This window comes from Bifidobacteriaceae bacterium (genome assembly GCA_031281585.1).
Taxonomy (GTDB): Bacteria; Actinomycetota; Actinomycetes; order Actinomycetales; family WQXJ01; genus JAIRTF01.
This window is the reverse complement of the sequence record JAITFE010000064.1, coordinates 1-25,111: the sequence shown is the minus strand read 5'-3', so window position 1 is coordinate 25,111 and position 25,111 is coordinate 1. Positions and strand designations below refer to the sequence as shown.

General features: G+C 65.5%; 22 protein-coding genes and 1 pseudogene. 11 read left to right on the top strand and 12 right to left on the bottom strand.

All coding sequences use genetic code 11. The annotated features are described in order from the left end of the window. The 4 genes from LBC97_07625 to LBC97_07610 form a co-directional block, all read left to right on the top strand. The coding region (locus tag LBC97_07625) for a hypothetical protein (GenBank protein MDR2565915.1) at positions 1–258 on the top strand (258 nt) is incomplete at its 5' end. A 438-nt stretch (positions 259–696) separates the two neighbouring features. After that, positions 697–1,488, top strand: coding sequence for a metallophosphoesterase (locus tag LBC97_07620; GenBank protein ID MDR2565914.1), 792 nt, complete (start codon positions 697–699; stop codon positions 1,486–1,488). Between the two features lie 92 nt (positions 1,489–1,580). Next, positions 1,581–2,153 (top strand): type IV toxin-antitoxin system AbiEi family antitoxin domain-containing protein, encoded by a 573-nt coding sequence (locus LBC97_07615; GenBank protein ID MDR2565913.1) that lies wholly within the window; start codon positions 1,581–1,583, stop codon positions 2,151–2,153. Continuing rightward, positions 2,140–3,081 (top strand): nucleotidyl transferase AbiEii/AbiGii toxin family protein, encoded by a 942-nt coding sequence (locus LBC97_07610; protein MDR2565912.1) that lies wholly within the window; start codon positions 2,140–2,142, stop codon positions 3,079–3,081. Before LBC97_07615 ends, LBC97_07610 begins: the two co-directional genes overlap by 14 nt. Before the next feature lie 76 nt (positions 3,082–3,157). On the opposite strand, the gene LBC97_07605 is transcribed toward LBC97_07610, so the two are convergent. The 4 genes from LBC97_07605 to LBC97_07590 are packed head-to-tail and all read right to left on the bottom strand — an operon-like array spanning position 3,158 to position 5,031. After that, on the bottom strand, positions 3,158–3,319 hold the full coding sequence (locus tag LBC97_07605) for a hypothetical protein (protein ID MDR2565911.1): 162 nt from the start codon (positions 3,317–3,319) through the stop codon (positions 3,158–3,160). Beyond that, positions 3,297–4,130 carry a hypothetical protein gene (locus LBC97_07600; protein ID MDR2565910.1) on the bottom strand — a complete coding sequence of 278 codons (834 nt, stop codon included), beginning with the start codon at positions 4,128–4,130 and terminating at the stop codon, positions 3,297–3,299. The genes LBC97_07605 and LBC97_07600 overlap by 23 nt, the downstream gene beginning before the upstream one ends. 33 nt (positions 4,131–4,163) lie before the next feature. Further along, entirely contained in the window at positions 4,164–4,352 is a 189-nt protein-coding gene (locus tag LBC97_07595; protein MDR2565909.1) for a hypothetical protein, read from the bottom strand. Position 4,353: 1 nt separating this feature from the next. Then, positions 4,354–5,031 (bottom strand): helix-turn-helix domain-containing protein, encoded by a 678-nt coding sequence (locus tag LBC97_07590; GenBank protein MDR2565908.1) that lies wholly within the window; start codon positions 5,029–5,031, stop codon positions 4,354–4,356. Between the two features lie 115 nt (positions 5,032–5,146). On the opposite strand from LBC97_07590, the gene LBC97_07585 reads away from it, so the two are divergent. The 7 genes and pseudogenes from LBC97_07585 (at position 5,147) to LBC97_07555 (ending at position 15,393) form a co-directional block, all read left to right on the top strand. Beyond that, positions 5,147–5,440 (top strand): helix-turn-helix domain-containing protein, encoded by a 294-nt coding sequence (locus LBC97_07585; protein ID MDR2565907.1) that lies wholly within the window; start codon positions 5,147–5,149, stop codon positions 5,438–5,440. A gap of 88 nt (positions 5,441–5,528) precedes the next feature. Beyond that, positions 5,529–6,616: pseudogene (locus LBC97_07580) on the top strand (relaxase domain-containing protein). A gap of 240 nt (positions 6,617–6,856) precedes the next feature. Then, on the top strand, positions 6,857–8,866 hold the full coding sequence (locus LBC97_07575; protein ID MDR2565906.1) for an AAA family ATPase: 2,010 nt from the start codon (positions 6,857–6,859) through the stop codon (positions 8,864–8,866). A gap of 193 nt (positions 8,867–9,059) precedes the next feature. After that, complete coding sequence (locus LBC97_07570; protein MDR2565905.1) at positions 9,060–9,686, top strand: N-6 DNA methylase; 627 nt, start codon at positions 9,060–9,062, stop codon at positions 9,684–9,686. Then, positions 9,679–11,325, top strand: a complete 1,647-nt coding sequence (locus tag LBC97_07565) for an Eco57I restriction-modification methylase domain-containing protein (protein ID MDR2565904.1) — start codon at positions 9,679–9,681, stop codon at positions 11,323–11,325. The genes LBC97_07570 and LBC97_07565 overlap by 8 nt, the downstream gene beginning before the upstream one ends. Position 11,326: 1 nt before the next feature. After that, positions 11,327–13,906, top strand: a complete 2,580-nt coding sequence (locus LBC97_07560; GenBank protein MDR2565903.1) for a DEAD/DEAH box helicase family protein — start codon at positions 11,327–11,329, stop codon at positions 13,904–13,906. A 38-nt stretch (positions 13,907–13,944) separates the two neighbouring features. Further along, a complete protein-coding gene (locus LBC97_07555) occupies positions 13,945–15,393 on the top strand; it encodes an ATP-binding protein (protein MDR2565902.1) in 1,449 nt (482 codons plus the stop codon). A 309-nt stretch (positions 15,394–15,702) separates the two neighbouring features. Here the strand turns inward: LBC97_07555 and LBC97_07550 are convergent, their stop codons facing one another. From LBC97_07550 to LBC97_07515, 8 genes are all read right to left on the bottom strand, one after another. After that, positions 15,703–16,023, bottom strand: coding sequence for a type II toxin-antitoxin system RelE/ParE family toxin (locus tag LBC97_07550; protein MDR2565901.1), 321 nt, complete (start codon positions 16,021–16,023; stop codon positions 15,703–15,705). Further along, positions 16,020–16,274 (bottom strand): addiction module protein, encoded by a 255-nt coding sequence (locus tag LBC97_07545; protein ID MDR2565900.1) that lies wholly within the window; start codon positions 16,272–16,274, stop codon positions 16,020–16,022. Before LBC97_07545 ends, LBC97_07550 begins: the two co-directional genes overlap by 4 nt. An 846-nt stretch (positions 16,275–17,120) precedes the next feature. Further along, positions 17,121–17,666 (bottom strand): hypothetical protein, encoded by a 546-nt coding sequence (locus tag LBC97_07540; protein MDR2565899.1) that lies wholly within the window; start codon positions 17,664–17,666, stop codon positions 17,121–17,123. Between the two features lie 73 nt (positions 17,667–17,739). Beyond that, a complete protein-coding gene (locus LBC97_07535; protein MDR2565898.1) occupies positions 17,740–18,633 on the bottom strand; it encodes a nucleotidyltransferase in 894 nt (297 codons plus the stop codon). Between the two features lie 37 nt (positions 18,634–18,670). Next, positions 18,671–19,300, bottom strand: a complete 630-nt coding sequence (locus LBC97_07530) for a hypothetical protein (protein MDR2565897.1) — start codon at positions 19,298–19,300, stop codon at positions 18,671–18,673. A gap of 410 nt (positions 19,301–19,710) precedes the next feature. Continuing rightward, complete coding sequence (locus tag LBC97_07525) at positions 19,711–20,256, bottom strand: 7-cyano-7-deazaguanine synthase (protein ID MDR2565896.1); 546 nt, start codon at positions 20,254–20,256, stop codon at positions 19,711–19,713. A gap of 42 nt (positions 20,257–20,298) precedes the next feature. Further along, positions 20,299–23,700 carry an AAA family ATPase gene (locus LBC97_07520; GenBank protein ID MDR2565895.1) on the bottom strand — a complete coding sequence of 1,134 codons (3,402 nt, stop codon included), beginning with the start codon at positions 23,698–23,700 and terminating at the stop codon, positions 20,299–20,301. A gap of 150 nt (positions 23,701–23,850) precedes the next feature. Then, positions 23,851–24,777 carry a zeta toxin family protein gene (locus LBC97_07515; GenBank protein MDR2565894.1) on the bottom strand — a complete coding sequence of 309 codons (927 nt, stop codon included), beginning with the start codon at positions 24,775–24,777 and terminating at the stop codon, positions 23,851–23,853. Positions 24,778–25,111 lie beyond the last annotated feature (334 nt).

Genomic DNA, 25,111 nt, shown 5'->3' with positions numbered 1-25,111 from the left:
GAGTGCCCAAGCTGGGCGGCGGCATCGGCGGTGGTGCGCTCGCGGTCCAGCAACGTCGCCACGGTTTGGAGCTTATGGGGCCGGCCTCATAACCGGCACACGGCCGCCTCCGCCGCGATGACGTTGGACGTCTACGGGCGCCTCTGGCCCTCCCGCCTCGGCGAAGTCGCCGACCCGATGGAGGCCGCCCGCCAAGCCGAATACCAAGCCCCGAAAGTGGCCCCCAAACCGCCCCGCCAGAGCGGCCCGGAGTTGTGAGGAGGCGCCGCCAAATGCGGGCCGTGCCCGTTGTCATACGGTCCAAACCCCGGATCCGGGCCAAAACAAACGCCCCCGACCCGGCGTTTCCGCTGGTCAGGGGCTTGGCAAGTCGGGGTGGCGGGATTTGAACCCACGACCTCTTCAAGTGAGTTCAGGGATTCCGTGAGGCCTCACCGCGGCTCAGATTATCGCGTTGACCAGGTACGATGCCGTTGGGCAAGTTCCAGCGTATGCCGCCGGTTACGGTTGTTTCCGGCTGAAAGTGGACAGTAAGTGGACACCGAGTAGGGCGCCTAGCGCGGAGTCCTTCAATCCGCCCACGCCAGCGCGGCTGGGTGTCAGACGCCGATCGCGGTGCCTGCTGGGATCATCCAACGCGAACGGCCACAACGCGGGCGTCAGGGATTGTCAGTAAGTGTCTCTAGGCTTGGCGTCGTGTTGATAGCCGGGGTTGGGGATGTGCATGGGCGTTGGCGCGAGGCGCTGGCGCTGGTGGACGCCGCTTGCGCCAAGGCAGGCGTTGCGGCGAGCGAGTTGAGCGCGATCCTCCAGGTCGGGGACGCCGAGCCGCAACGCACTCAGGCCGAGGCCGATCTGGTGCCGGGTCCGGCGAAGTACCGCAAGCTGGGCGACTTCCACGAGGTCGTTGATGGCGAGATCGTGTTCCCGGCTCCGTTGTATTTCATCGCCGGCAACCATGATCCTTTCCCGGCGCTTGACGCCAACGGCGGCCTGGTCGGCGGTGGCGGCGTGTGGGGTCCCAATGTCACCTATCTGGGCCGAGCCGGCATAGCCGAGATCGACGGGCTGAAGGTGGCCTTCCTATCCGGCATCCACGGGGCCAGGACGTTCCGTGAGGCCGGGGAGGGCAAGGCTCGCGCGGCCGTGGGCAAACGCGCCGGGCACTACACACCCGCCGAGTTGGCCGCTGCGGGTGAGGCGTTGGCCCAGGGAGCCCTGGTTCTCATCGCCCACGACTGGCCAACGGGGGTGTCAGAGGTTAGCCGTTTCGGCGTGACGGGCGATGAGAACATCCGCGCCCTGATCGAGGAGGGCCAACCGTTGTTGTCGCTGCACGGCCACATGCACCGTCCCGAGTCGGCGGTCATCGGCGAAACGCGGGTGGAATGCCTTGCCATAGTCGGGTACCACTCCGGCGACCCGCTGTCCGCGGTGGGTCTGTGGGACATCGACCCGGCTGGCCGGGCGGTCAGAAGACTGGCGTGACGTGCCGCGGTGCTACCGAAGCGGTCTGTCCCATGCGGCGTCCCGCGCAGAGCCGACCTGTCAGAACCTTGACATTTTGGTAAGGTATTGACATGGCGGTGATTAGGACCCAGTTGGAGCGTCTGCGCGAGGTCGCTATGGACCAGCACGGCTTCGTCACCACGGCGCAGGCGTTGGGCGAGGGCGTCACGCACGCGGAATTGTCCAAGCTGGTTGCCCGTGATCGCTTGGACCGCGTCGCCCACGGTGTTTACCGGGTGCCGCAAGTCCCGGAGACGGACTCGGACCGGTACGCGTTGGCGGTGTTGTGGACCGGGGCGCCCGAGGCGTGCCTTAGCCACGACACGGCTCTGATGGCGTGGGACATCACTGACATCAACCCCGACAGAACCCACCTGACGGTGGCCAAGGGGCGCCGGTTGCGCCGAGCCGGCGCCGGCTCGTACGTGGTCCACCATGAAGACCTGGCCAGCGGCGACCTGGCGTGGTGGCGGGGTATCCGGGTAACCAACGTTCCGACCACGATCCGCCAGTGCATCGACGCCGAAGTGCCCACATACCTGATCCGCCAGGCCCTCGAACGAGCCGGGCGCACCAGCCTGCTCCGCCCGGCCGACCAGCAACGATTGACTGCGGAACTGGAGGCCCGCGATGGCAACCGCTGATCCCGTGAACCTGGCCGCCGCCCTAAGTCTGCTGAGGCCGAAGGACAAGCGGCCAAACTCAGCTCGGGTCTTGAACGCATGGATAACGCAAGCCCAAGAACGCCTCGGCTCGGGAGGGTCGCGCCTCGGCTGGCTGGTGGCTTCGACCGTCGTCACCGCCGCGCTGCAGCGCGCCGTGGACGAGGCGGGCCGGACCAGGTTCCTGCTCAAGGGCGGAACCATGCTGCAATACCGGCTTCCGGGCATGAGCCGCACCACACAAGACTTGGACGGCCTGGTCACCGGCGACCTGGACAGCTTCATCCGGCAGGTGGACGACGCGCTTGAAGAGCCGTGGGGTCCGCTCGTCTTGACCCGTGGACCCGTGGAGACAATCAACGTCCCCCATAAGGCCGCCAAACCCCGGCGGTTCGATGTTGCGGTGACCCTGAGCGGCGTCACGTGGCGGCGAATCCAGGTGGAGATCTCGCCCGACGAAGGCCTCGCCGGCGCGGTGGCCGAGGAATTGCCCCCGCCGAGCCTGGCTGGTTTCGGCCTGCCTACGCCTGATCGGCTTGTCAGCTTGGCGATGCGCTACCAGGTGGCACAGAAGGTGCATGCGGCGACCGATCCTCACGATCCGCCGGAGTTCCTCAACGACCGTCCCAGGGATGGTGTCGACCTGCTGCTCATGCGCGATCTGATAAGCCAGACGGGCGAGCCGCGGCTGGCAGCTATCCGAGAGGCCGTCACCGACATCTTCGCCGCGCGAATGGCTGAGGCAGAAGCCCTCGGACGGCCAGGTCGACCGTGGCCTGCCCGGTTGACCGCTTATCCTCACTGGGAGGTCGGGTTCGCCAAAGGCGCGGCACAGGCCGGCCTGCGCCTAACCATGCGGGAGGCGGTAAGACAGGTCAACGCCTGGCTCGACCAGATCTACGCGGCCTGATCACCGCAAACCTGCGCGAAGCGGTTCCACGGACAGAGGCTCCAAATGGTGAACGCGCCCCTTCCCGCCCTGCTCATCAAAGTTGGGGTGACGCCCCAAGCTTGTCCAGCACGTCCGTGACGTCCGGCGCCTGGTGGGCCTTTTGGACGTAGTGGGTTCTGGTCACGGCAGGGCTGGAGTGCCCAAGCTGGGCGGCGGCATCGGCGGTGGTGCGCTCACGGTCCAGGAGCGTCGCCACGGTCTTGCGGAATGAGTGCGGCGGACCCATTCGAACCCGGTGCCGCGCCGCGCCTCGCGCCATTGGCGGCGGAAGTTGGCCGGCGAGCGCAGGGTGCCCGCGGCGGACGGGAACACCACATCGGATTCGCTCGGCGTCTGCGCGTTAAGGGTCCGCCGCAGCGTTGCCACCGCGAACCGGGGCAGGGCCACGGTCCGCCAACCGGCGTCGGTCTTGGGGTGCTCCTGCCGGATGAGGCCTTGACCCTTGATGTAGACCAGGGTGCCGCTGATGGTCGCGGTCGGCGGCGCCGCGTCGAGGTCGATGTCCTCCCAGCGCAGGCGAGGACCTCGCCGATCCGCGCGCCGGTCGCTGCCAGCACGTCGACAAGGTCCAACAGGTCCGTGGGACGCGGCCGCCCGGTGTGCTTGACCGGTTCGCCGCTTGCCGGGTCGAGCCCGCTCTGCCAGCGCGCGACGACGCCTCGCAGTTCCGCCAACTCTTCGACGCTGAGCGCCCGTACCTCGTTCTTCTTCTTCGCGATGGTCGCGGTCTCGCGGACAGGGTTGACGCTGATCGCGTCGTACCTGGCGGCCATGGCCAGGGCGCCGCTCAGGATCGTCCGGCAGTGCCGCGCCTGTGTCGGGACCTTCTTCGCGGTCTTGCTCAGAAACCGGTCGAAGCGGCCGACGGTCGCCTCGCCGACCCGCAGGTTGCCGACGCCGGGCTTGATGTGGTTATCGACCAGAGTCCTGTACCGGTCCAAAGTTTGCGGCGCCAGGCCCTCAGACGCGGCGCGCTCGTCGAGCCACAGGTCCACCAGATCGGCCACCGTGGTCGCTGCGCTGATCGCGTCGCCGCCGAACTAGGGCCTGAGTTCCAGTTTGTCCTCCAGCGCCAGGCGGGCGCGGGTCCGGTTTGGGCCAGTCGCCCTGACCCGCCGCCTGGCGCCGTCGCGGTCCCGGACGTAGGCCGATGCCGTCCACCGGCCCGGTTCGAGGCGCGTGTAGGTGATCTCGCCGCGGCGTCCCACGCCCAGCAGCGGCCGGGGCATGTCAACCGCCCCTGGCGGCTTCGAGGACGGACGGGTCGCGCTCGGCCAGGATTCCGATTGTCCGTTTGGACTGCTCCGTCAACTGGCCGATGTCGCCGCCCACCATGCGCACCAAGGTCCGGGCGATCTCGGTGGCGGCGTACGTCCTGATCCGAGCCTCGGCTGCGGCGGCTTCGTCCCCTGGCATGATCTGCTGGTTCGTCTCCGCGACGAACCACTCGTCCATCGCCGCCTCAAGGGACCGCTCAAGGCGGAACAACCCCCTCTTGGAGTTCAGCGCGGCCAGCCACTCTTCCTGGAGCTTGTTACTCGCCTTGAAGTCCCAGTCCAGACGTACTAGGCCGGCACCATGGTGGCCGGACCACCATTCCTCTGCCTCTATGGCGTCCATCTCGACGGCCGGCAGCGCGGCCACCCTCGGGCCCGCCACGTCGTACAACAGCATCACCGGCGGGATGCCGAGCGCGGCCGCCAGAGCCGCGACATCCTGGACCGTCACCGCCTCGCGCCTGCCGGTCTCGATGTTGGCGATCACCGACCTGGTGACCTCGTGCCCGATCTGCTTGGTCTTCTGGGCCAGCTGCTCGCCGGTCAGCCCCACCGCCCGGCGCGCTCTGCCCAGGTTCCGGCCTATGTCGGCGGACCACCGGGCGCCCCACGGCGCCCCTTGTATTGTCATGACCACATAGTAGCGCGCCATCTAGTGTCGTGACAACACGACCATCTTGGGTGTTTCGTTGATGCTTCGACACGCGTCACTCACGTCGTGTGTTCTCAACGCACATGGAGGGTTGATGGAACCACTGCCGGTGGTATCGCCGCTGCTGTCCACCTACCAGGCCGCCGAATACCTTGGCGTGCCCCGCCAAAGGCTCGCCCAATGGCGCTGCGCGAAGCCGCCGAAAGGTCCCGCGTTCATCGTGGTGGGACGCTTCGTCAAGTACAAGAGAACTGATCTCGACTCCTGGATCGACGCCCAGCGGGTCGCCACGCAGCCGCCATTTCCCCCTGTCCCGCTGCCTCCCCAGGGGGTGCCGCCCTTGCCCAGGCACCTGACCTGGCTCCCCGACCTATCGGAATCCCGTTGACTCCACACTGTTTGCAGAAGCCAAGGCTTCAACAGCGCCACGCCCCAGACACGCCGCCGGCATCACCATGACTGTCTCCATGCGGGTGATGCACGTCGGCGACGGCTACCGCTACCTGTTGAAGACAGTGGCGGCCGGCGATGGCGACCGCGACCTGTCGTCCCCGCTCACCCGCTACTACGCGGAGGCGGGAAGCCCGCCCGGGCGGTGGCACGGAAACGGCCTGGACGGCATCGGTCTCACGCGCGGGCAGCAGGTCACCGAACAGCACCTGGAGTTGCTCCTCGGCCACGGCCTGACCCGCTGACCGCGGCGGCGCTGGGCCGCGCCTACCCGAAGTACCCGAGCGCTGCGGAGCGGATCACCGCCCGCCTGGCGGCGCTCGACCCCGCCACCGCGCCGGGCCAGACCGATCAGGCCGCCGCGCGGATCGAAGCCGAAGAACACGCCAAGCCGACCCGGCACGCCTGCGCCGGCTACGACCTGACGTTCTCGCCGCCGAAATCCGTGTCGGTGCTGTGGGGCCTGGCCGACGCCGGAACCCAGCAGTTGATCATGCAGGCCCACCACGAAGCCGTCGCCCAGGTGATGGGCCTGTTCGAACGGGAAGTCGCCGCCACCCGCACCGGCGCCACCAAACCCGCCACCCAGACCGACGCCGGGGGCGCGGTGCTCCAGGCCGAGGTGACGGGCGTCGCCGCGGCCTGGTTCGACCACTACGACTCGCGGGCTGGCGACCCCCAGGCGCACACGCACGTCGTGGTCTCAGCGAAGGCGAAAACGGTCGCAGACGGCAGGTGGCGGGCGTTGGACGGGCGGCCCGTCCATCAGGCCCTGGTCGCTTTGTCGGCCCACTACAACGCGTTCCTGGCTGACATCCTCAGCCGCGACTTCGGGCTCGGCTGGGAACGCCGAGAGCGCGGACGCGACCGCAACCCGGCCTGGGAGCTTGCCGCCGTCCCACCTGAATTGACCGCGGAGTTCTCGTCCCGCGCGGGCGACATCGACTTGGCAACCGCCGGGCTCATCGCCGACTACCAGGCCAAACACCACCGCCACCCGTCCAAGCGGGTCATACTCGCGTTGCGCCAGCAAGCCACCCTCGTCACCCGCCCCGACAAGCAGGTTCGCTCGCTCGCCGAACTAACCGCCGAGTGGCGCGACCGCGCCGCAGCGCTGCTCGGGGCCGACCCAGCCGCTTGGGCCGCTTCCGCGCTCACCGGCGCAGCACGCCAGCCGATGCTGCGGTCCGATGACGTGCCCCTCGACATGATCTCCCAGGTCGGCTGGCAAGTCATGACGGCGGTGGCGGACAGGCGCGCGACCTGGCGGCGCTGGAACCTGTTCGCCGAAGCCACCCGCCAAACGATGGACTGGCGGTTCGCCTCGGCGCGCGACCGTGAGACCGTCACCACCATGATCGCCGATGCCGCTGAACAAGCCTCGCTCCGCCTAACGCCCGGCGAACCGCTCACCCCCGCAGCGTTGCGGCGCGCCGACGGCTCTTCGCGGTTGCGCCCCAAGCACTCGGCGCTGTACACGTCCGAAGCCCTCTACGCCGCTGAAGAGCGTCTGCTGGAGCGCTCGCGGTCATTGGCCGCCCCTGTCATCAGCCTGGAGGCAGTCCAGGCGGCGACCACCGAGGCAAGCCGGGACGGCATCGTGCTAGGCGGAGACCAGATAGAAACGTTGGAACGGATCGCCGTGTCCGGCCTGTCTGTGGACCTACTTGTTGGGCCGGCGGGCACCGGGAAAACCACCGCATTGGGCGTGTTGCGGCGGGCGTGGAAGGCCAACCGGGGCCGGGGGTCGGTCGTGGGCCTGGCGCCATCGGCCACCGCGGCCGCCGCCCTCGGCGAAGACTTGCGTATAGCCACCGAGAACACCGCCAAATGGCTGGCCGACCACGACCGGGCGAGGGCGGCCTTCCGGCCCGGCCAACTGGTGATCCTTGATGAGGCGAGCCTGTGCGGCACTTTCACCCTCGACCGGCTCACCGCGCTGGCGGCCCAGGCAGGGGCCAAAGTGGTGCTGGTCGGCGACTGGGCGCAACTCCAAGCCGTCGAAGCCGGCGGCGCGTTCCAGCTCCTCGCCCGCGAACGCGGCGACCCACCCGAACTCGCCGACATCCACCGCTTCCTGGGCGAATGGGAAGGAACCGCGAGCCTCGGCCTGCGCTTCGGCCACCCCGAAGCTCTCGCGGCGTACTCGGACCACGGGCGCGTCAACGGCGGCACCGCAGATGAGATGCGCCAAGCCGCTTACGCGGCCTGGAACCAGGACACCCACGCCGGACTGGCGTCCATCCTCGTGGCTGACGACAACCAAACCGTCTCGGACCTGAACCGCCAAGCCCGCAACGACCGCATCCTCGCCGGCCTGGTCGATCCCACCCGCAGCATCCGATTAGCGGATGGAACTCACGCCTCGACCGGTGACGTGGTGGTCACACGCCGCAACGACCACCGCCTGAGCGCGGGCAAGATCGGCAGGGTCCGCAACGGCGACCGCTGGACCATCACCCGCATCTTGGATGACGGATCTGTCGCCGTCCGCCGCGCCGGCCACCAGCGCGGCGCCTCCGTGGTCCTGCCCGCCGCCTATGCGGCGGCCCAACTCGACCTTGGTTACGCCACCACGTCATATCGTTCACCAGGTATCACCGTGGACACCGCCCACGTCCTGGCAGGGGCGTCATCATCGCCGGAGACCTTCTACGTAGCCATGACCAGGGGACGCCAATCGAACACCTGCTACGTCGCCACCGGCAGCCCGGCTGAAGAGACCGACGCGCTGAACCCGGACAGCGCTCAAACCGCGCGGCAAGTGCTCGAAGGAGTGCTGCGCCGCCCATCCGGCGAGCAATCCGCCCACCATGCCGAACAAGCCGAACACGACCATTGGGAGTCGATAGCCCAACTGGCCGCCGAGTACGAAACCATCCGCCGCGCCAACCCCCTCAGCCGGCAACAGTTGCGCGCCCAAGCGACCGGAATGGCCCGCGTCGCAAACCGCCGCCTCATCTTGGGCCTCGTCCCCGCAGCCTCGCCAGGCCGCCTGCCCCAGGAATTCCGCGAGGCGCTAGCCGACTGCGAACGCCGAATGACCGCACGCGCCGACCACCTGGTCCGGCGAGCCCTCTGCGCCAACGAACCCTGGATCATCGCTCTGTGCCCAGAACAACGCGGCGGCTACCACTCCCAAGCCCGCTGGCACCAAACCGCCAGAACCGTCGCTGCCTACCGCGACATGTATGGAATCACCACCGCCGAGCCCCTCGGCCCAACGTCGACCAACACGGCACAGCGGGTATACCACCAACGCGTCGGCCAGATGATTGACCCCGCCACCAGTTCCCGACCTGCCCGGCTCTTCCCGCCTGCCGCGTCACAGCCCGATCACAGGCTTCCGGCACTTGGGTTGTAGCGTCAACCGGGTGCTCGGACGGCAAGGTCTGATGTGCCACCGGTCCTGCGCGGAGGGCATCCGGGCCTCACTCTTGCCACGCGGTAGCAGGTACGACGAGGCCGGACTCCGCGATTGCTCGCATCTGCCGCCGCCAGGTGGAACAATTCTGTGGGTAACCCCAGATCAAGAGTCCAGTGAGGAGAACTGTCCGGTGGCGTCGCTGATCAAGTCCCGCAAGCGCGTGATTGACCATGGCGAGGTGTTTACCCCGCCAGAGATCGTCGAAGCGATGTTGGACCTGGTGAAGTCCGAAACAGAGCGGATCGACTCGCGGTTCCTCGAGCCCGCCTGCGGCAGCGGGAACTTCTTGGTCGCCGTCCTCCGCCGGAAGCTCACTGCCGTGGAGGCGCGCTACGGCCAGAATGATTTCGAGCGCAAGCATTACGCTCTGCTCGCCATGATGAGCCTGTACGGGATCGAACTGTTGGAGGACAATGTGACAGAGTGCCGGGACAACCTGCTGGGCGTCTTCACCCAGTTCGTCGCGGAAGATGACGGTTGGAGGCGGGCCGGCCGTGCCGTCCTGGAAGCCAATATCATCTGGGCCGATGCCTTGACTATGAGGACTTGTCCGGACCCAGGCGCCCCCATCGTCGTCGCGGAATGGTCCTACGTCGGCAAAGGCACCTACTGGCGGCGCGATTTCCGCTACGACGCTCTCGCGCAGATGTCTTCAGCGGGCGAGGACACTCTGTTCAGCGGCGTCGACAGGGCGGCCATATTCGAGCCGAACCGTGAATACCCGCCGATGACCTACTTGGAGGTGGCCGATGGCTGAGAAATCAGTGTTGTCGCTGCGGGGCCGCAACCCAGACGTGCTGACCTGTATCGCTAACCTGTCGAACGATGAAGTGTTCACGCCTCCCGACGTCGCCAATCAGATGCTGGACGGGATCGCCGAGGCTTGGGCAGGCAGCCACCGGGGCGACAACATCTGGGCGGATAAGCATGTGACTTTCCTCGATCCGTTCACCAAGTCAGGAGTGTTCCTGCGTGAGATAACCAAGCGCCTAGTCGACGGACTTGAGTCACAAATGCCTGACCTGCAACGCCGCGTCAATCACGTCCTGACAAAGCAGGTGTTTGGCATCGCGATCACAGAACTCACGGCCCTGCTGGCGCGCCGCTCGGTCTACTGCTCGAAATGGGCGTCCCAAGGACACTCGATTTGCCGCCGGTTCAACGACGATTCGGGGAACATCTGGTTCGAGCCGCGGCAGCACACCTGGGTCGGGGGCCACGAGACAATCGTGACAGCGGACGGTGAGGGCAACACCATTGAGGTGACAGTGGATGGAAAATGCTCATTTTGCGGGGCCAGCCAGAAGGTGCTGGACCGCCCAACTGGGCTTGAAAGCCACGCCTACGCGCTCATCCACACCGACAGCCCAACCGACCTGGTAGCGAAAGCGTTTGGAGACAATATGCAATTCGACGTGATCATCGGCAACCCGCCATACCAACTCGAGGACGGTGGCTACGGGACGAGCGCGCGACCTATCTACCAACTGTTCGTCCGGGCCGCGAAGGCACTGGAGCCGCGCTTCCTGTCCATGATCACCCCGTCGCGTTGGTTCGCGGGGGGCAAGGGCCTGGACGATTTCCGTGACGAGATGCTGAAAGACCACCGCATGGCCGCGCTGGTCGACTATCCAAAGCTTTTCGACGCTTTCCCTGGGGTGAAGATTCGTGGCGGCGTGTCCCACTTCCTTTGGTCACGAGATCATGACGGCCCCTGTAGGGTGCAGACCATGTGGGACAGCGAGCCCGTCGGTTCGCCCACCCGACGTTACCTCGACGAGTTCGATGTGCTCGTCCGGCGTAACGAGGCCGTGCCGATCCTCCATAAGGTCAACGCGCGCGGCGAGCCGACGTTGGATGCCCGCGTGTCCAGCAGAAAGCCCTTCGGGTTGGCGACCAATTACGAAGGTAAGCGCACGCCTGTCGGCATGAAGAAGCCTGTGAGGCTTTTCGCGAACCAGAGAATTGCCTGGATCGAGGATGTGGACATCCCAGCGAAGCGTGAATGGGTGGACGACTGGAAGGTGCTGACCACCGCGGTCCAGGGAACCAGCGCCGCAGTTGAGACGATGTTCCTGAGCAAGCCGATCATTGCTGGGCCCGGCGAAGCATGCACCGAGACGTACCTGGTCGCAGGCCGGTTTGGTTCTCGCGAAGAGGCCGAGCGGTATGCCGCCTACCTGCGCACGCGGTTCGTGCGGTTCCTCATCTCTCTGCGCAAAGCCACCCAGCACGCCACTCGCGATGTTTACTCGTTCGTACCGGACCTCCCGATGGACCAGGTTTGGGACGAGGCAAGCCTGTACGCGCGCTACGAGTTAGCGGACGACGAGATTTCCTTCATTGAGGAGACAGTGAAGCCAATGGACGCCCCCCAGCAAGGCGAGGCGGATTAATATGGCTAAGCCCATCGAAGCCTTGTTCCCCGCCAAGCCTGAGGCTCGGCTGCGGGTCTATGCCTGGAACCCAGACGATCCGCCGCCTGCCTATGAGGGTTTGATCAAGGTGGGGCAGACGACGAAAGCTGATGTGAACCAGCGGATCCAAGAGTCGCAAGGACAGATGCAGCAGGCTTACAAGCTGCACGTGGACGAGTTGGCCGAGCGCGACGACGGCACGCCGTTCTCCGATTCCGACGTGCGTCGACGGTTGGTCGAGAAGGGGTTTGAGAACCCGACCATCGGTTCGGCTCGCGAATGGGTGCGCTGCAAGCCCGACGATGTGAAGACGGCGATCGCGGAGTTGCGTTCCGGGCAGAAACTGAGCGGCACCCACCACCTGAACTTCCCGCTGCGGCCGGAGCAGGAACTCGCTGTCAAGCGAACGCTGGCCTATTACGAGTCGATCTGGGATGAGGACCCGGGAGCGGTACCCCGCTTCTTGTGGAACGCAAAGATGCGTTTCGGCAAGACTTTCACTGCGTACCACCTGGCCAAGCGACTGAAGGCCGGGCGGGTGCTGGTCGTCACTTTCAAGCCCGCCGTCGAAGACTCCTGGCAGCGGGACCTCGAATCGCACCAAGCGTTCAACCAGTGGCAGTTCGTCTCGGCCAGTGCTGGTTCAGTCGGGATAGATGAACTCGACGAGGAGAGGCCCCTGGTGTATTTCGGGTCATTTCAAGACTTGCTCGGCCGCGACAAGCAGACCGGTTTGATAAAGGCCAAGAACAAGTGGATTCACAGTCATGACTGGGATCTGGTGATCTTCGATGAGTATCATTTCGGCGCGTGGCGGGAAAGCGCTAAGGAGTTATTCGAAGGGGAGGACGAAGCCGAGGCGAAGAAGGAAGTGGCTGCCGAATACAACGACGCCTTGGCGGCGTTCGATGAAGAACTGGACGAACTAGGGTCGGACGAAGCCGATTTTCTCCCCATAAAGGCACGGGCTTTCCTCTACCTGTCGGGCACACCGTTCAGGGCGATAGCCACCGGAGAATTCATCGAAGAACAGATCTTCAACTGGACTTACACAGATGAGCAGCGGGCCAAAGAACGTTGGGCAGTTGAGCATCCTGGCGAGAAGAACCCGTACGCGGCCCTACCGGAAATGCGGCTTCTGACGTACCAGATGCCCGACGAACTAGTTGCCATCGCCAAGCAAGGCGAATTCGCCGAATTCGACCTGAACGAGTTCTTCGCCGCCATAGGCACGCGCGAGGCCAGCGTTTTCGTACACAAGACCGAGGTGCAGAAGTGGCTTGACATCATCCGGGGCGCCTACGCGCCCACCCAGGTGGACAACTTGAAACTCGGCAATCAGAAGCCGCCGTTCCCGTACTCGGACGCGCGGCTGCTGCCATACCTGATGCACTCGTTTTGGTTCCTGCCCAACGTCGCCTCCTGTTTTGCCATGCGCAACCTGCTGGCGGAGAAACACAACGTCTTCTACCACGAGTACGAGGTTGTGGTGGCCGCTGGCACGGGCGCGGGGATCGGACTGGCCGCGCTCCCACCCGTCCGCAAAGCCATCGGCAGCGGCTTCAAGAGCAAAACAATCGTGCTCTCCTGCGGCAAGCTCACCACCGGCGTCACGGTCCCGCAATGGTCTTCGATTTTCATGCTGCGCAACCTCGCCTCGCCGGAAACCTATTTCCAGGCGGCGTTCCGCGTCCAGTCGCCGTGGTCCATCGTCAACCCGGACGGCGACGACCCCAAGGCTGAACTCGTCGTCAAGCCAGTGTGCTTCGTCTTCGACTTTGCACCGACCAGGGCGCTGCGGCAAGTCGCCGACTACGGCCTTGGCCTGTCACCTGATGAAGCGAACCCCGAAAAGGCCGTGGGCGAACTCGTGGGCTTCCTGCCCGTGTTGGCCTACGACGGCTCGCAAATGGTCCAAGTGGACGCAGGCGGCATCCTGGACTTCGCCATGGCCGGAACCTCTGCGACGCTGCTGGCCCGCAAATGGGAGTCTGCCCTGCTGGTCAACGTGGACAACGAGACACTCAAACGCATCTTGAAGGACGCGAAAGCGATGGAAGCCATCCTCAATATCGAAGGGTTCCGCGCACTCGGTGCGTCTGTCATCGAGGCCGTCGTTTCCAAGAGCGAGGCCGTGAAGAAAACCAAGAAGGAGAAGGGCGACCACATTACCAAGGATGAGAAAAACGAACTCGCCGCCGAAGAGAAGGAATACAAGTCCAAGCGGAAGCTAATCCAAGAGAAACTGATCAAGTTCGCCACGAGGATACCCGCGTTCATGTACCTCACGGATTACCGCGAGAACACCCTCAAGGATGTCATCACCAAGATTGAACCCGATCTGTTCCACACGGTCACGGGCCTCAGCACCGCCGACTTCGAGCTATTGGTCAACCTCGGCGTGTTCAATGCCGCCCAGATGAATCAAGCCGTCTTCGCCTTCCGCCGCTACGAAGACGCGAGCCTCTCCTATACCGGCCTGGATTCTCACCCGGGCCTCACCCACTACGGCCTGTACGACACCGTGATCGCCCAGCAGCCGGCAACCGGCCGTGGCTAGCGTCCCGTTTCAGTCTCAATCAATCCGAAAGGACCCCAATGCACTTGAGACGTCTCACCCTACAGAACTTCAGGAGTTTCCGGGGAAAGCATACGTTCGAGTTTTTTCCCGGACTCAACTGCATCGTAGGAGACAACAACTGCGGTAAGTCGAGTGTCTTCGAGGCGATCACCTACTTGATGGGTATTGGGCGCGTGGCCGACACTTTGACCTGCAATGATGCCGATGATGCCATGAGAGTCGAGGCGGACATCGCGGGCGACAACTTAGCTCAGGTGCTCGGTGATGACAAGTACAAGAAGCTCAGAGACTTCGTTTTCGACGTTGACGGCGTGTCAACACTTCGTGTCGAGCGCAGCCCGTTGCAGCGTTCGGTCAAGCAGTCTGGCAAGGACGTTCAGCTTGACGGCAAGAAGCTGCCTGTCTGGAACCCCGCTACCCAGCAGTTCGAGAACCCAACAGGTATAGACGCGCTGATCAAAGGCCTCATCGACTTCGAGCCGGTGTGGGCGGACACCGTACTCGGTGATGTGGCTGATTTCGGAACGACGAAAATCCTGGGCAAGATCATTGACGCGCAGGTGAAAGGATTCCAGGAGACCGTTATCTGGCAGACCTTTCTGCAGGCCCACAGAGCGGCGTTCGCAGGCGGTGGCGAATCGCTCGCTGTACTCATGGATACCATAGCCGAGCAAATAGCTGCTGTTGTCCGCAATCAATATGGAGAAGCCCAGGTCCGGTTCGACTTTGCCCCGCCCGATGCCGCGACGCTGGTCAAGGGCGGTCAGCTGTTCGTCGACGACGGAGCTGGGGAGACCAACCTCACCATCAAAGGAACCGGGATGCAACGCGCCTTTGCCCTCGCTCTGATACAGGTGTTGGCTCAAGTAAACCGTGGGGGCAGGGAGTCTGGCACTCCGCTCATTCTCCTGATAGATGAGCCGGAGACATGGCTTCACCCTCGGGCGCAACTCCAACTCGGAGAGGCATTGACGACTATAGCCAAGACCGACCAGCTTTTCCTCATTACTCATTCTCCGTACCTCTTGCGGCACTACGATGCAGAGTCTCATCGCGTCATAGTCTTCGTCGGCAAGGGGGTCGACGCAGAGGTAAGCGTCCAAGAGGCGATGGGCGTGAGCCGGACAGGTAGGCCATCATGGGGAGAAATCAACTACCGAGCCTTCGGAATCCCCAGCGACGAATTCCTTGACGAGCTGTATTCGTTGGCTCAGGACCATGCCACGAGTGCGAACCAACACGTGGGCGATCTCTTGTTGCAGCAGGGGCTCCAGAAGTGGAAGACTCGCAGGTGGAAAGGCCAGGACCATCAGGTGACTCGCCCCGAGTACGTTCGCCACTCAATTCATCACCCCGGGACCGCGAATGCCCCGCATACGCCAACAGACTTGGCCGATGCCATTACGGATCTCATGGGCGTGGTCGACCGACTCAGGCCCTTGCGCGAGGTTCCAGAGGCGAACTGAGGTCTGGGCGCATCCAACGGGTACCCGTTGACCGTCAGAATCCCGCTAGATTCGGACGCTCCTTTCGAAGCAAAGTGGACAGTAAGTGGACACTTTGACCGCCTAAACACTTCGTGTCGGGCCCCCGGCCCAGCGTTTCCGCTGGTCAGAGCCCTGCACAGTCGGGGTGGCGGGATTTGAACCCACGACCTCTTCGTCCCGAACGCCCTCGGCGGCCGGGTTCAGGCGGTTCACCTGGGCATTTGGGTGTCTGGCGGGCCACTCGGTGCGTCCGGGGGGTGATTTTGGGGTGATCGGCTTCGGCGCGGCTCAGGAGTCGACGCGGTGCTTCCAGTACCCCGGTTCCCGGCTCTCGTGCGCGTAGGCCAGGATGACGATCTCCTCCCCAGTGGCGAAGTAGACGATGTCGTAGGGGTACTTCGCGACGCTCCGCACGCGGACAACCACATCGTCGCGCTCCCAGTCCGGATGCCTGCGCCACGACCCGGGAGACACCACGACTGACCGCCGGGCCTGGCGCGTCTGGTCCAGGAACCTTTGCCCGACTCCGCGCTCCCTGCTCTCATACCACCGGGCCGCGGCCCTGAGTTCGGCGCGGGCCTCGGGATGCTCCCGCTGGCGGACGGTCACCGGCCCATGTCCGCCAGTTCGGCACTGAGCAGCCGGTAGGTCTCCTCCGGGTCCACAAGCTCGACTTCGCCGTTCAAGACCTGATCGACGCGGGCATTGATCTCATCGCGCCAAGCGGCTCGGACGGCAGCCAGATCCTCATCGGCGTCAGGGTGGAGGCTCCGCTCGAGCCGCTGCACCACCAGCGCACGCTCATCGAGGTCATCGACAGACAGAATCGCCGCCACGGCCGCCTCCACATCCACACTCATGCGACGAGTCTACGGCGGACCCCCAGCCTCTGCCAGTGGGCCGCCGGGACTGGCTTCCTCGCCTTCGGCCTTAATTCCTTGCGCATCGCGTTGCGCGGCTCAGTCAGCACCCGCTGGAACCAGTCGCCGCAGAATAGGCGACGCACCGACCGCATCTCGCGCCAGCTGCCTCACCAGTGTGGGAGACCATTACACGAAGGGTCGGTGCATCTGTCAAGGTGCAATACCGACCAGCGCCATAGCACCAGATCTACAACCGTCACAGAATCTCCCACGAACGACGCTACGCTCGAACAGAGTGCGTCGACGCTCTCCCTGCCTGTGATGAGCGTCAATCGAGCGAGATGCCTGTCCGGTTTCGCAACGGGGATACCCAGGTTCTTGGCAAGATGCCGGGAAGTGGCCGGACCCATGTAGGGAAGGTCGTTAATGAATTCAAACGGAGATCGCAATAGAATTTCTATGAGCTCTCGCTCCGCGAGGGCGAATACTCGCTCAGCTATGCGGAAGATGGCGTCGATTTTCCGCCGATTGCAAAACAATAGTAATGCGCGGCCCTTGTCGACTTCCAGAGAATCCGGATCCACGGAATCCAGTCGTGTGACAATGTCTGCGATGTGCGGGAATACTCGTACGACCACCGATTCGCGGAACCCAGATGAGAGCACGACCCAAGTTGCTTCCCTAACAAAAGCTTCGCGAGTAACTGTGCCAACAACCCTGCTGCACTGCCACTCAATTTCTGCAGCATAGCCTGCTGCCACGACCTGACGTTTCGCGACCAAATAGGCTCGCGCCAATTCAAGGTCCGAGATATCACCACTGGTTGGCAGGGCATGCGCTGGGCTAGTCATCATCTAGCAGATTTCTTCCTCTCGCGCGAACGAGCTTCCTCGCGCGCCTGAGCGTAATCCCGTGTACGCGGGATAGCGTCTTGCTCACCTCAATCTTGAAAAGGTGCTTTTCCTTGAGCCGAAGAAACTGCCGTTCGGGAATTGGCGCGATGGACGAGGTGACCATAGAGTAGCGGAGGAGCAGAGCCTCGGAAGCGTGACCCGCCGTCGCAAAATCGTGTTTTAGCGCTGCTAGCTGCCGCGAGGCCTCGGCATGCTTCGCGGCCCGCCCCCTGAAATCGAAAACTAAATCGAGCAGCGAGAGGACAAAGACAAGAGTTGCTAGAGCGATTAGCGGCAAGTCGAGGTCGCGCACCCAAAGAAGCGCGGCCAAGCGGGGATTACCTGGAGCGAACGCTAGGGCGGCACTGATTGCGGATAGTGCAAGGATGACGCAGACCGAAGCGGTAGCGAGTCTGCTGTAGCGATCTCGGAGCGCGGCGTGGGCTGAGAGCATAAAGTCGACGACCCGGCCCTTATCCTTGAGCCAGGCGAGCATGGGAGGATCTTGGGAATTGACCTCGGCACCGGGTGACAGTCCGGCCTCGCCGCCGGTCCCACCAGAAGCTTGGCTACTCACCGAACAACTCCCTCAGCGCGGCCTCCGATGAGGCGGACTTCAGTTGGACATTGACCCGCCGAAGGGATGCCGCGATGCGTTCCCGCTCAGGCGATCCCGCCGGGCCCAAATACTGGTCAACGCTTGGCGACTGTCCGGTTACATCGCTGAGTGGTCTCCGGACGGCCTCTTCAGCGGTAGAGACCAGGTGCTGAAGCATCGCGTCGCGACGGGTTGGGCCAGCGTATGCGCTGAAGGCCCGGACGGCTATCGCCTCAACATGGTACCCCGAGAGTTGGTCACGCTCGGGCAGGTTTAGTTGGAGCAGAGCCTTAGCAAGCTTTACGGTCGGGACAACTCTTCCGCCGTTGGCCTGATTGACCGACGTGAGTTGCTTAGCGAACCGCCGCGGTCTGATGGCTCTCCACTCTGATCCGTCCGGTGATGCGATCAGAGCATCGGCGCCCCGCGCGATCGCGGGTAGCAACTGAATCTCGGTGCCGTCCGGAAATGAAACCGTCGCAGCTAACGTCCCGACCCTCACACCTTCGACCATCGACGCGGGCAAGTGCTTACGGAGAGCAGTGCCGAAGTCGTCTATGAGGTCCTTCGGCGAAGAGCCGGGCCGTTCCTTCATGATGACAAGAGCGTCGATGTCGCTAAGGCCGTCTACGAATGTGTGTCTTGCAACGCTCCCCCCGAAGAGAAGACGATCAGACTCGATGCCTGCAGCATTCAGAGCGCTGACAATTTCTTCCAGCCGACGATTTGTCAATTCGGTATCGCGCGCGTTGAATCTGGCGAGTAGTCCGTCCAAGAAGGCATTCATGTCAATGATTGATTCCTGGCGGCGCAATTCTTGCTCGGCGCGTACGCGGATCGCCGCCGGATCTATGTTCGCTGGCACTGAACTAGCGTAGTTGCTTCCGCTCCCTCCCATGCTTCTAACCCCTTTCGTTGAACGGTGGTATGGAAGTAACCGCGTGCTTGATGGCTGCGGAATGCTCGCCGAGCAACGAATAATCCTCCGCCGTCTCCGTAAAGGCGATTAGCCGCAGCCTAAGGTGCCGCAGCGCGGCCAGATATGCCAATTGTGTCGTCGCGCTTCGCGTAGGCGAGTCGGACGTAAGATCGCCGCGCAATAACGCGGCGGCGTCACGATGCACACCAATGCCGTCCTTATACCCGTATCTAAGCCAAGTCAGCCCATCAAAGACTTCGCCGCCGCAAAGGAAATAGAAAGAAACGAGCACCGGGTCAAGAACGCCGAAAACGTGGATCGGCTGCGAGACGCCCGCATCGTCGAGACCGGAACGGATCTGCGACAGCGCGGCCCCTCGCTGCTTGAGTGACGAGCCGAGTTCCCGCTCGGTGAACCCGATTAGGCTGGCACCGTGGTACGTGTCTGCTGCGTGCAGAACTTGGGTCGGATCGTGGAATTTCTCGCGTCCGGGAGGTTTGAGCAGGAGGTCTACGAGGAAGGATGGGCACAACTCGGCGAGCTCTGCGGCTTCGAATGCCTGTTCCTTGTAGGGCGGGGGTTCGGCGTCGGAGGGGCAATGATCCCACGTCACGGCTACTACGTCTCTTTCCGCAGGTATCTGCCCGAGAACTTCGCGATGGTTGGCCCGGGTGAAAGTGTGGACTGGATCTTTCGATGAACCGAGATCTGATCGATCCGCACTGCTTCCAGCGATTTCGTAGCCCCCGCTGTCTATGAACAGGATTGAGGGCAGGGCCCAAGCCGTTCGCCAGTGTGTTGAGCCGAGGATCTCGTCAGTCTGAGGAAGGAGCTTACAAAAGATGTCGTACGCCGACACGAGCAGGGTGTCAGCGAGAGTGGGCCCTACGACCTGGAAGTCTGTAGCGACCTCCGACATGCCATCGGGTCGAAGCCCAAAGCCTCTGCTCGAAAGACTCGGGACCAACAGCGGAGTCCTGACAGCCCTCCCGCTCCGTAACTGCAAAAGGCGGCTGCGAGCGATCATCCTGGTTCCTGAGATGAGTCACGGCAGGATCGACAGACACCGCAAGGACCACCCTGGTCTTCACAACTGTAGGTGAGGAAGGTCGGCAGTTGGAGCTTGCTGCCCAGGGCCAATACCTCAGCCTTGGTCATGTTTATGAGAGGGGCAAGAATCCGTCTGACGCCATTGAACTGCGCGTCAAGCAGGTGCTGCCAAGCGCGGGCGTACGGAACCGAGCAATCCAGGAAGTCGGTTCCAGCATGAATCCCAATAGCCAATGATCTGCGCGGGCAAGCCGCTGCTGCTATGGACAGCAGCAGGTCATTCCTGCTTGGGATCTCTGCGAAAGGGGTTGCTTGGATCCCTTGCACTACGGTCTCACGCCATTCGACCTGGAAGTAGGAGGCCAAGGAACGGCTAGCCGCGCGCTCATCCCTGACCGGGATCTGCCCGTAATTCACGAAGAGGGCAGTAGAAGCCCAACCGCTGTCCAAGAGAAGAGAGAGCGTGAGGGCGCTGTCGAAGCCTCCACTCAAGAGGGTTACGGCTTCGCGGGTGACCATGACTCCAGTCTGGCAGATCACGTGTTAAAGATCCGTCGGTACTCATATGCGCATGACGTCGGGTTTCGACGCGTGCTGTGGCTCAGGTCGAATGCGGTGTCGATCCATGAAGTGCATCGTCGTCTCTTGCTCCGGCGCGGGCGGCATCGGCTGTGAGCGCTCGCTCAACCAGGCCGCCGCCTGGTCGGGGGGCAATGACTCGATTCGCGCGAGGTCCCCGCGCGCGTTCCGGTCTGTGGCGGCCCATCTGCGGGCGTGGGCCGCAGGGATCTCACGGGACTGCGAGCCGCCGAGGAGCCGGTGCCGAAGCGCGGTCCGCTCTTCCAGTTGACACGCCTCCAGCCGCCGCAAGTCCGCGCTTGCGCTCTCGGCCCCCTGGGCGGCCATGGCGACCTGGGGCTCGCTCCCGGCCTGCGCGTTTGCTACGGCCTTTGCCCATTCCGGCACGGCTTCGGCTGTCTGCGGCACAGAACCCCACCGAGACAGAACCAAGCTTTCAGCCTCTTGCCAGTCGCGCGCGGCCGCAGCCACGTCGCGCTCCTTCGCCCGCCGCCGGATCCGGCCCGCGCCGACTCTCTGGGCGCTCGCCGCCCAGGTCCGCCCCCGCGCCTCCAGCATGGCAACGCCATCGGCGGCGGCCTGCTCGGCCAGCGCCGCCGCCTCCCGGCCGCGAGCCAGCGCAGCGCGCTCCTGCGCCGCCGCCAGCACGGCGCCAAGCCGCTCGCGCTCGCCCCGATGCGCGGACTCCAGCCGCTGCACCGCCTCAGCCGCCCGCCCCCACCGCTCAGCCTGCGCCTCCGCGTGCTCGATCAAATGAACAAGCCGCGCCCGCTCCCGGTTCACCAACGCGGCCGCTCCGTCCGCGACAAGCCCAACAACAGCCTCCCCAGCCGCGACAGTCGCCGCAGAGAGCCCCCGGTCCGCCCGGTCCCGCTCGCACGCGTCCACGAACTGCCGCCGCGCGTCGGCCAGGTCGGCGGCCACCACATGCAGCCGGTTCGCCGCCCGCCCGCGCGTCAACCCTACATACAGCCCGGCCGCGCCCATCGCGTCGGACAGCACCGTGTCCGACTCGGCCGCCGTGACCCCCTGCACCCCGTACGCCGTCGCCGCGTACGTCAGATGCGCGTGCTCCCGCACATACCCGGCGGGAAGCTCAACCTCCCGCGGCCGCCTCCACCCAGAACCGGCCTCGGCGACAAGCAAAGACCCGTCGTCCGACACGCCCCGTACCACCCACACCTGCCGGTTCGCCACCCCGAGCGCCGAGTCGTTGCTCCGCGTCTGGATCAGGCCGCCGCTCCCGATTCGCAATCCGTCCGAGCCCTCCACCGCCCGCGAATCGTCCACCTCTCCGGCCCGCACCCGCTCCGCGCGCACGGCCGCGTTCAGCTCCCGCGCCTCGTCGTTGGTCGCCGCCGTGACAGCCCCGCCGCGCGCCTCGCGTCCGATGGCGTCCCGCAGCGCCTCCTCGCCGCCGTGCAGCCGCACCAGCCCGATGCCGTCCAACCAGTCGAACACCGCCCCCGCGTCGCGCCCCTCCCGCAGTTGGAGGGTCAGCCGCGCGTACTCGGGGTCCGCGAACCGGTGCACGCCCTCCAGGTCCGATACGCGGCTGACCAGGGACGCCGCCATGTCCAGCACCCCGCCGCGGCCCACCGCGGGCAGTTGCGCCCGGTCCCCCACCAGCGCGACACCAGCCCCGGCCTCGTCCGCTACCGCCAGCAGCGCGAGCGCGGCGTCCTGGTCCAGCATCCCGGCCTCGTCCACCACGATCCGGTCTCCCGGGCGCAGCCGCGCCGCTACGGGAGGCCCGCCGTAAACGGCGCCGGTGGCCGGGTCGGCGTCGCCTGGCGCCAGCCTGCGCCACGCGCCGTCGCTGTTCCACCGCCACCCGTGCGCGTGGACCAGCGCCGCGACCGAGTCCGCCGGCACCCCGAGCTCGGAGGCGGCGACATCGGCCGCCTTCTTCGTCGGCGTGACCACCCGAACCGCCCGCCCGTCCAGCGCGGCGGCGCGGATAGCGGCGCCCAGCATGGTCGTCTTGCCCGCCCCGGCCGCGCCCTCGACCACGACCACGACCAGCGGATCGCGCGACGCGACCGCGGCGGCCGCCCGCGCCTGGTCCGCGTCCAACCCCGCCTCCCGTAACGGCTCCGGCGCGTCCGTCCGGTTCGCCGCCGCGCGGGCCGCCAGGGCGTCACGCAGCCGGGTCTCCGCGCCGATGACGTGCAGCGTCGTCAGGTGCGCCACATGCTCCGGCCGCGCCTGACCGGGCGGCAGGACCGACACGCAATCCTGGATCGCGAGCGCCGAGGCGATGTCGACGAACTGGGCGAACTCGTCCGGGCGGGCGCGCACGCCGGCCTCGGTGACGATCCGAGCCACCTTCTCGCGCACGTCGTGCGCGGTCCACGCCGACCGGGCGGCCGCGCACCGGTCCAGCGCCCGGCTGGCGATTTCCCGCACCCGCAGGTCGTCCAACGACACGGGCAGAATCGGCGGCGCCTGGGGGATGTCCGGCGTGTAACCGGCCTCCTCCAGTTCTTCGAGCCAGGCCGCCTCGCTTCCGAGCGACGCGGGCTTCTTGGCGGGCCGCTCGTGGTCCCACGCCATCGCGTGCAGCCGGGCCCGTGCGACCGGCCCCGGCTCCTCGCCGGGGTGGGCGGCGCGCCAGGCGGCCTCGAACCGGGCGAGGTTCGTGGCGACCTGCTCGCCGCGTTTGCCCATCAGCGTGTTCCAGCGGGCAAGCTCCACCACCTCGCCGGTGGCCGGGTCCAGGGTCAGCCCCGCCTGGTCGAGGGCGTTCGCCAGGCCGGGGTGGGCGGCGATCACCGCGGCGCCGAGCGCCCGTATTGCGCCCTGCTGGCGGAACAGCGCAGCGGTGTCCAAGCCGCGCCATCCGCCGAGCGCTTTGACGCGGGCTCCGATCTGGAGGTGGATGTGCCGGTGCGGGTCGCCCGCGCGGGAGGTCTTGTGGGAGACCGCGACCGTCTGGACCTGCTCCGCGGGCACGACCTCCTGCGCGGTCCTGGGGCCCACCCTGGTGACCGTGCGGCGGCCGAGCCAGCAGCGGATCTGGGAGACGGCATCGTCCATCGCGGCGTCCAAAGCGTCGCTGACCGCAGGATGCAGGGCGGCCGCCACCGACAGCGACTTCGGGACGTTCACCACCATCTCAGCGAACCGGGGCGACCCCTGCCGGGTGGCGCCAGCCTGGCGGGGGCGGCCCATCGACTCGCCGGTCAGCGGGTCGGCCCACTCGACCCACGCCGCGTACCGCTCCGGCGTCAGTGTCACCGCGGTGGCCACCTCCCCGCGGGCGCCCACGGCCGCGAACCGGGCCAGCGCGGCGCCGCCCTGAAGGTAGTAGTCGTCGGCGCGGGACCGGTCCGACTCCAGATAGCGGCGCGCGTCCGCGCCGGAACCCCGGAACAGGATCACGCCGCCCTTCAACCAAGCCCCGTCTGCTCGTGTAGTTGCAACTACCCAAGGTAGCATACGTCCATTCAATTCATTCAGAAAGCCAAGCGGCGATATGGAGAACGCGGCGGGGAGGGGCGCGGGTCTTGCGTGGGCCGGGTTGCGCCGGGCCTATAGGCGGGGGCCAGGCGGCTGGCGCGACGGCGGGTTCCAAGAGGAGAGCGGCGGGCTCGGGGGGCGGGGGAAGCGGTTAGTTCGGGAGCGGCGCCGCCCCTCCGCATGTGGGGGTGCCAAGTGCGCGAGGACGGCTTGGCGGAGGTTGTGCTCGCGCCGGAGCGCCGCCAAGTCGGACTTCGGATCAGCGCCCGCGACGGGTATCAAAGAGGCGGCGTCTTGTTGGAGGAGCCGGTAGGCCGGGACGGTGGCGGGCCCCAGGTAGCCGGGCCGGCTTCTGGCGTCGTTGAAAACGTCGTGGTAGCGGGCGAGCCATCCGGCGGCCTGAGCCGCGGTCAGGGGCCGGGCCTGTTCGGCGCGCAAAGCCTCGGCCGCTCGCGGGGTGTCGCGCCAGGCGCCGCCAGCGCCGCGCTCGTTGTCATACAGGAGACGTTGCCGGGAGTAGACCTGGACCCTGGAGACGGCCGGCACTTCCTCCAGCGCAGCGACCACCAGCGGCGATCCGGTCAGAGCAGCCTCGTGGGCCCCAGGCGGGGTCCACCGGCCAAACCGGCCGCCGTCGCCCAAGGCCCGCCGCTGAGCCGACAGCCGCGACTCCGCGGCGGGGGTGGCCACCGCGACGACCTCGACGCGGTAGCCGGCGCCGGCGAACCGGGCGGCCGTCGCGGTCACCATGGCAGGGTCCCGGAAGGTGCCCTCCAACAGCACCGAATACCGGCCAGCCAGAGCATGGTCCAGGGCAAGGCGGATTATTCCTCCGGAAACGGGCGCGGTCGCGGCGGGCATCTCCAGCGGAGCGTGCTCCGCCAGCCAGGGGTGGTCGGGGTGGTACTCGCGGTAGTCGTCGCCGGTCACCGGGACAAGCTGCGCCAACCGGTTCGCGGCCAGGACCGCCTCCTGAGCGTGGGTCTTCCCGGTAATCACTAGTTCGGGATTACGGGGATTATCAGGTGGATCTAGTTATCCCGGGTTTGGTGCGTTCGGGCTGGTCGGCGCGGTGCGCGGGTCCTGCCGCTCGGGATAACCCGAGCAGTCCTATGTTGTGGTCTTCATTGGTTTGTTTTTCCATGGAGGTGACGACAAGATGCTCATATCAGTCGACGAGGCGGTGGCGCGAGCGGCGGACGCTCTGGCCGACCTTGGTTACACAGAGTCAAGGATCTCGCAGTACCGGTGGTCTTGGGCCGAGTTCGAGTTGTACTGCGGCGGCCGGGGAGATCTTGGGCCGCAAAGCAGCGCGGTCAAGGATTTCCTCGCC